This is a genomic window from Streptomyces sp. SID3343, from assembly GCF_009865215.1.
GTDB lineage: Bacteria > Actinomycetota > Actinomycetes > Streptomycetales > Streptomycetaceae > Embleya.
On the sequence record NZ_WWJX01000657.1, the window covers coordinates 1 to 4,759 of the forward strand.

General features: G+C 67.7%; 7 protein-coding genes and 1 pseudogene. 5 read left to right on the top strand and 3 right to left on the bottom strand.

What is annotated here, in order from left to right; genetic code table 11:
• Both GT354_RS20265 and GT354_RS20270 read right to left on the bottom strand, forming a co-directional pair.
• Positions 1 to 299: pseudogene (locus GT354_RS20265) on the bottom strand (hypothetical protein); the annotation flags it as partial.
• The gene (locus GT354_RS20270; protein ID WP_161357719.1) at positions 296 to 619 is read right to left on the bottom strand and encodes a PadR family transcriptional regulator; all 324 of its coding nucleotides are present in this window, start codon (positions 617 to 619) and stop codon (positions 296 to 298) included. The gene GT354_RS20270 and the pseudogene GT354_RS20265, both read right to left, overlap by 4 nt.
• 181 nt (positions 620 to 800) lie before the next feature.
• On the opposite strand from GT354_RS20270, the gene GT354_RS20275 reads away from it, so the two are divergent.
• The gene (locus tag GT354_RS20275) at positions 801 to 1,325 is read left to right on the top strand and encodes a SigE family RNA polymerase sigma factor (protein WP_161357720.1); all 525 of its coding nucleotides are present in this window, start codon (positions 801 to 803) and stop codon (positions 1,323 to 1,325) included.
• Positions 1,322 to 2,464 (top strand): hypothetical protein, encoded by a 1,143-nt coding sequence (locus GT354_RS20280; protein WP_161357721.1) that lies wholly within the window; start codon positions 1,322 to 1,324, stop codon positions 2,462 to 2,464. The genes GT354_RS20275 and GT354_RS20280 overlap by 4 nt, the downstream gene beginning before the upstream one ends.
• A gap of 56 nt (positions 2,465 to 2,520) precedes the next feature.
• Here GT354_RS20280 and add read toward each other — a convergent pair whose 3' ends face one another.
• The gene (gene add, locus GT354_RS20285) at positions 2,521 to 3,528 is read right to left on the bottom strand and encodes an adenosine deaminase (protein WP_161357722.1); all 1,008 of its coding nucleotides are present in this window, start codon (positions 3,526 to 3,528) and stop codon (positions 2,521 to 2,523) included.
• 276 nt (positions 3,529 to 3,804) lie between these two features.
• Between add and GT354_RS20290 the strand changes: the two genes are divergently transcribed.
• From GT354_RS20290 to GT354_RS20300, 3 genes are all read left to right on the top strand, one after another.
• Positions 3,805 to 4,344 (top strand): DUF5753 domain-containing protein, encoded by a 540-nt coding sequence (locus GT354_RS20290; protein WP_161357723.1) that lies wholly within the window; start codon positions 3,805 to 3,807, stop codon positions 4,342 to 4,344.
• A complete protein-coding gene (locus GT354_RS20295; protein ID WP_161357725.1) occupies positions 4,341 to 4,523 on the top strand; it encodes a DUF397 domain-containing protein in 183 nt (60 codons plus the stop codon). The genes GT354_RS20290 and GT354_RS20295 overlap by 4 nt, the downstream gene beginning before the upstream one ends.
• Before the next feature lie 102 nt (positions 4,524 to 4,625).
• A partial coding sequence (locus GT354_RS20300; protein WP_202512086.1) for a DUF397 domain-containing protein occupies positions 4,626 to 4,759 on the top strand: 134 nt, incomplete at its 3' end.

The following is a 4,759-nucleotide window of genomic DNA, read 5'->3' on the forward strand; positions in this document are numbered from 1 at the left end:
AGCCCCGCCAGCACGAGCTCGGCCGCGCCGAAGCGGGCCCCGCCGAGCGAACCGCCCGCCCGCAGCGGCGGATAGCCGGCCGCCGCGCGCAGCTCGGCCGCGTACTCCTGGGGGGTGCCCAACCGGGCACGCAGGAGGTCGGAGGTGACCGCGCCGTCGAGTTCGGCGACCACCTCGCTCAGGTTCAGCTCGACGTCGTCGAGGATCTCCTCGGCCTCACTCGGCGGCAGATCGGCCACTACTCGGGCGACCTCGACGCGGTAGTCCGCTGCGACGGGGTGCAGTGCGGTGTCCTTCATCGGGTCTCCCCCACCAGTTCCGACATCGTCCGGGCGAACGAGTTCCACGTGTCGGTGGACTCCCGGAACCGCAGTCGGCCGGGCTCGTTCAGCGCGTAGTACTTGCGGTTCGGGCCTTCGTCGCTCGCCACCACGTACGACGTCAACAGGCCGGCGTTGTACAGCCGGCGCAACGTGCCGTACACGGACGCGTCGCCGACGTCGTCGAGACCGGCCTTGCGCAGCCTGCGCAGCACGTCGTAGCCGTATCCGTCCTCCTCGCGCAGCACGGCGAGCACCGCGAGGTCCAGCACTCCCTTGAGCAATTGACTCGGGTCCATGAAGCCTCCAGCTCCTATGCGACGGACAGTACCACGCAATGCGTAGTAGTGCCCGAGGCGCTCCCGCCCCATCCGTTCTCCGATCAATTCCCCTCCCCGCACAGCAGATCGGCGCCGACTCGCGTTTATAGCTCTCGTGGGCTTCCACACCGGGAGAAGGACCAAGAAGGAGAAGGAAACGATGCCGTTCGAGGACTTCGCCGCGGCGCGGCTCCCGGCCCTGCTGCGCTACGCCGTCTTGCTCTGCGGCGATCCGGAGCTTGCCCGCGACCTGGTACAGGAGTCACTGATCCGCGCACTCGTGCGCTGGAAACGCATATCGAGGCTGGACCGACCCGAAGCGTACGTCCGCACCATGGTGACCAACGAGTTCCTGTCGCTGCGGCGCCGCAAGGTGATCAAAACCGTCGCCCTGACCTACGACGCGCTGGACGGCCCCCGGGCCCCGATCACCCAGGGCAGCACCCGGGGCGAGGCCCCGGGCGCCGACCCCAGAGGCGAACTGTGGGAACGCCTCGTGACACTGCCTCGGCAGCAGCGGGTGGTCCTCGTCCTTCGCTACTACGAGGGCCTGTCCGACGGCGAGATCGCGGACACGCTCGGCTGCCGCCCCGGCACCGTACGCGGATACGCGTCCCGCGCGCTGGCGACCCTGCGCGTCGAACTCACCGGACAACCCGTTCTCAGCATGGGAGAGAAGCCGTGACGGACATCCGCGACCTCGAAGGGGTCCTCGCCGACCACGCGTCGTCGGCGCCCGATCCCGAAGGCATGATCGAAGCCACCCACGCCGGCGCCCGCCGATTCCGCCGTCGTCGCCGCGTGATCGCCGGCGCGGGCGTGGCGACGACGATCGCGCTGGGGGTGTTGGTGCCGACGGTGGTGCCCCGCCTGGACGACCACCCGCCGGCGCCGAAGGCAGCCACGGGGCCGCCGTCCTCGATCGGCCCCGATGCGCCGAACGTTCGCATCGAGATCACGGCCGGCAGCGGCTACTACCGGATGACCCACGGCGCGGTCGGGAGCGGCGTCCTGGCGAGCATTCGCCCCGTCGGCTCCGGTTCGGGCGGGTCGGGCGACGTCGGCGTGTACGCGGCGGGAATCCTCGACGAGGCCGCGCTGTCGGCGGGTGAGCCCATCACCGTCGGCGGGCATCGGGCCTACTACCTCCCGCAGTTCCGTTTCCCGGCGGCGAATCCCAAGCCGCTTCGGGACGGCGGCCTGCCTCAAGGGCCGCCGAATTCGGTCAAGACGACCCCGGCAAGCGAGGTCATCGCTTGGCGCGACCCGTCCGGGGCGTGGGTGACGGTGACCGCCTTCGACCGGGGGCGGGCCGCCGTCCGGACCCTCGCGGACCTGGTGACCGTACGGCCGGGCAGCGATCTCCGCGCGCCGTATCGCCTCGGATACCTGCCCGCGGGGCTGCGGTTCGAAGGCTGGTACGCCCGCACCGAGGAGGCCGCGGCAGAGACCGACTCCGAACTCGCGTTCACCGCGGAGGCGGGGCAACCGCGTTGGCAGGCCACGAGCCCGGTCAACGTCATGCCGGGACTCCTGGACGTCCGAATCATGCCGAGGAGCGGCTACCTCGACGGACACACGGCGGAGTTCGGCGCTCCGACATCCGTCGCGGGCCATGACACCTGGTACCGGACCACGAGCGACAAAGGCGTCGTTGTCCCCGAAGGTGGCGCGTTGTTCTTCGCGAACGTCGGTGGCTGCCAAGTCACCATCGGCGTCAGGGACAACACCCGCATCCCTTACGCCGAGGTCTTGCGGACCTTCGAAGCGACAGAGTTCAAGGATTGCCAGGACCCGTCCACGTGGGTCGCACCGCTGCCCTGATCCGCGAGTGAACTCCCCGTCCGGTTCGGGGAGTTCACCACGCGTCGCAAGCAAACTCAGCCGTTCGCCGCCACATACGCGTCCAACTCCGCGACGTAGGCGTCCTTCACAGCTTCCGGCAGCCAGGTGATCGCGAACGCGTTGTACTCGAACCGCGCGACCTCGGCCTTGCTCAGGTCGAGGTCGGCCTGCGTGCGTTCCAGGTTCTCCTGCACGTACGCGTCGAAGTAAGCGGGGTCATCGGAATTGATCGTGACCAGGATCCCCTCGTCGAGCATCCGCCGGATCTCCGCACCCTTGATCCCGTCCACCACAAACGAGTTCGAGACCGGACACACGGTCAGACCGAGCCCGCGTGCCTTGATCGCCGCGACCAACTCCGGCTTCTCCAAGGCGTTCGACCCGTGGTCGATCCGGTCCACGCCGATGTCCTCGATGGCCTGGCGGATGTGCTCGGTGCTGTTCTCCTGGTCGACGTCGCAGTGCATCGTCAGCCGGTAGCCCTCGGCCCGGGCCCGCGCGTACACCGCGGCGAACTTGGCCGGCGGGTTGCCGCGCTCGTCCGAGTCGAGCCCGATGCCCACGATGTACTCGCGATACGCGAGCGACTGCACGAGCGTGGCCATCGCGTACTCGGCCTGGAAGTCGCGCAGGAAACACATGATCAACTGAGCCCGGATGCCGAACCGCGCCCGCGCGTCCGTGATCGCCCGGCTGAGCCCGCGCACCACGACGTCGAACGGCACACCCCGCCCGGTGTGCGCCTGCGGGTCGAAGAACATCTCCGCGTAGCGCACGTTCTGCGACGCGGCCTTGCTCAGGTAGGCCATCGCGAGGTCGTAGAAGTCCGGCTCGTGCACGAGGACCCGCATGCCCTCGTAGTAGATGGTCAGAAACGACGCGAGACTGTCGAACCGATACGACGCCCGCATCTCCTCCACGGACGCATACGGCAACTCGATCCCGTTGCGCTCGGCGAGCACGAACTTCAACTCGGGCTCCAACGTGCCCTCGATATGCAGATGCAACTCACACTTGGGCAACCCGGCAATGAAGTCACGCATGTCACACATAGGGGTCCTTCTCGTTCGAACAGCGAATTGCCCTCCCGAGCAAAGCACAACCGAATCGCACACACGACGACCGGCCGCCTCGAACCCATCGTGTTCGCCCCACCCGCCGCCGCCGGCCTCCGATCGAGAGCGTCGAATCGGCCGCCGGCCGTCGGCCGATTCGACGCGCGGCACTCGTCCCCTTCGGACACCGCCACCACCTGCTGCTTCCGTCGTCGCGCGACCGACGGTGAGCATGGGCGGGACGGATCCGAGGAACTGATCGCGTTGGAGTCGCAGTGCTCAGGGATCCTGGCGGCCAACGCCGGCTTGATCCTCGGCCTGTTGCAAACCCGCGGGTACGCGACGGCGCTGATCGGTTCGGGTTCGATGATCCCGGATCCCGATCGGGCGGAAGCACTCGTCGACATCCGCATGAAACGCCAACGCATCCTGCAAGGAGAGAACCCGACCACTGTTCGAGCACTCGTCTCGGAGAGCGCCCTCGGGTGCGAAATCGGTGGCCGGGATGTACTCAGGGGTCAACTCGCCCACTTGCTGGAATTGATCGAGCTGCCCAATGTCACCATCCAGGTGCTGTTGACCAGTTCGCCTGCAAGCGCCTACAACGGTGGCCTGACCATGTTCGACTTTTCGGGTCCGCACGATCCGAGCGCGCTCTTCATCGAGTACCACGGCGGCATGCTGATCAAGGAAGACGATCGCGATCTCCGCCGCTACCGACGGCACATCGAGTATCTGTTCGCCGATGCGCTCTCCACGGACGAGTCCCGATCACACATCGCAGCAAGGATGCGATCCATATGACCTCTCAGCCCGAGGGCTGGCGAAAGTCCACCCACTCCGGCCATGAAGGCGACTGCGTCGAAGTAGGCCGCCATGTCGGAACGACCGCCGTCCGCGACACCAAAGCCCGCACCCGCGGCCGACTCGAACTCGGCCCGACCCCGTGGGCCACCTTCCTGACCGGCCTCAAGCGCGCCTGAACACCGCATCCGACACGAGACCGCCAAGGCCGTCACGGAAAGCCTCGACCTTCCCCTCCACGGGTCGACGCACCTGATCCTCCGGGCAGCAAAGGGGCTTTGATGCATCCTGACCACAACCCGATCGGAGCCTGGCGAACTTCGTCCTACAGCGGCGGCAGTGGGCAGAACTCGTGCGTCGAGGTCGCTCCGATCGATACGGACACCGCCGTCCGCGACACCAAAGCCCGCACCCG

Coding starts and splice junctions, on each gene's coding strand:
- add (WP_161357722.1), bottom strand. CDS start 3,528: ATGCGTGACTTCATTGCCGGGTTGCCCAAGTGTGAGTTGCATCTGCAT.
- GT354_RS20275 (WP_161357720.1), top strand. CDS start 801: ATGCCGTTCGAGGACTTCGCCGCGGCGCGGCTCCCGGCCCTGCTGCGC.
- GT354_RS20295 (WP_161357725.1), top strand. CDS start 4,341: ATGACCTCTCAGCCCGAGGGCTGGCGAAAGTCCACCCACTCCGGCCAT.
- GT354_RS20270 (WP_161357719.1), bottom strand. CDS start 619: ATGGACCCGAGTCAATTGCTCAAGGGAGTGCTGGACCTCGCGGTGCTC.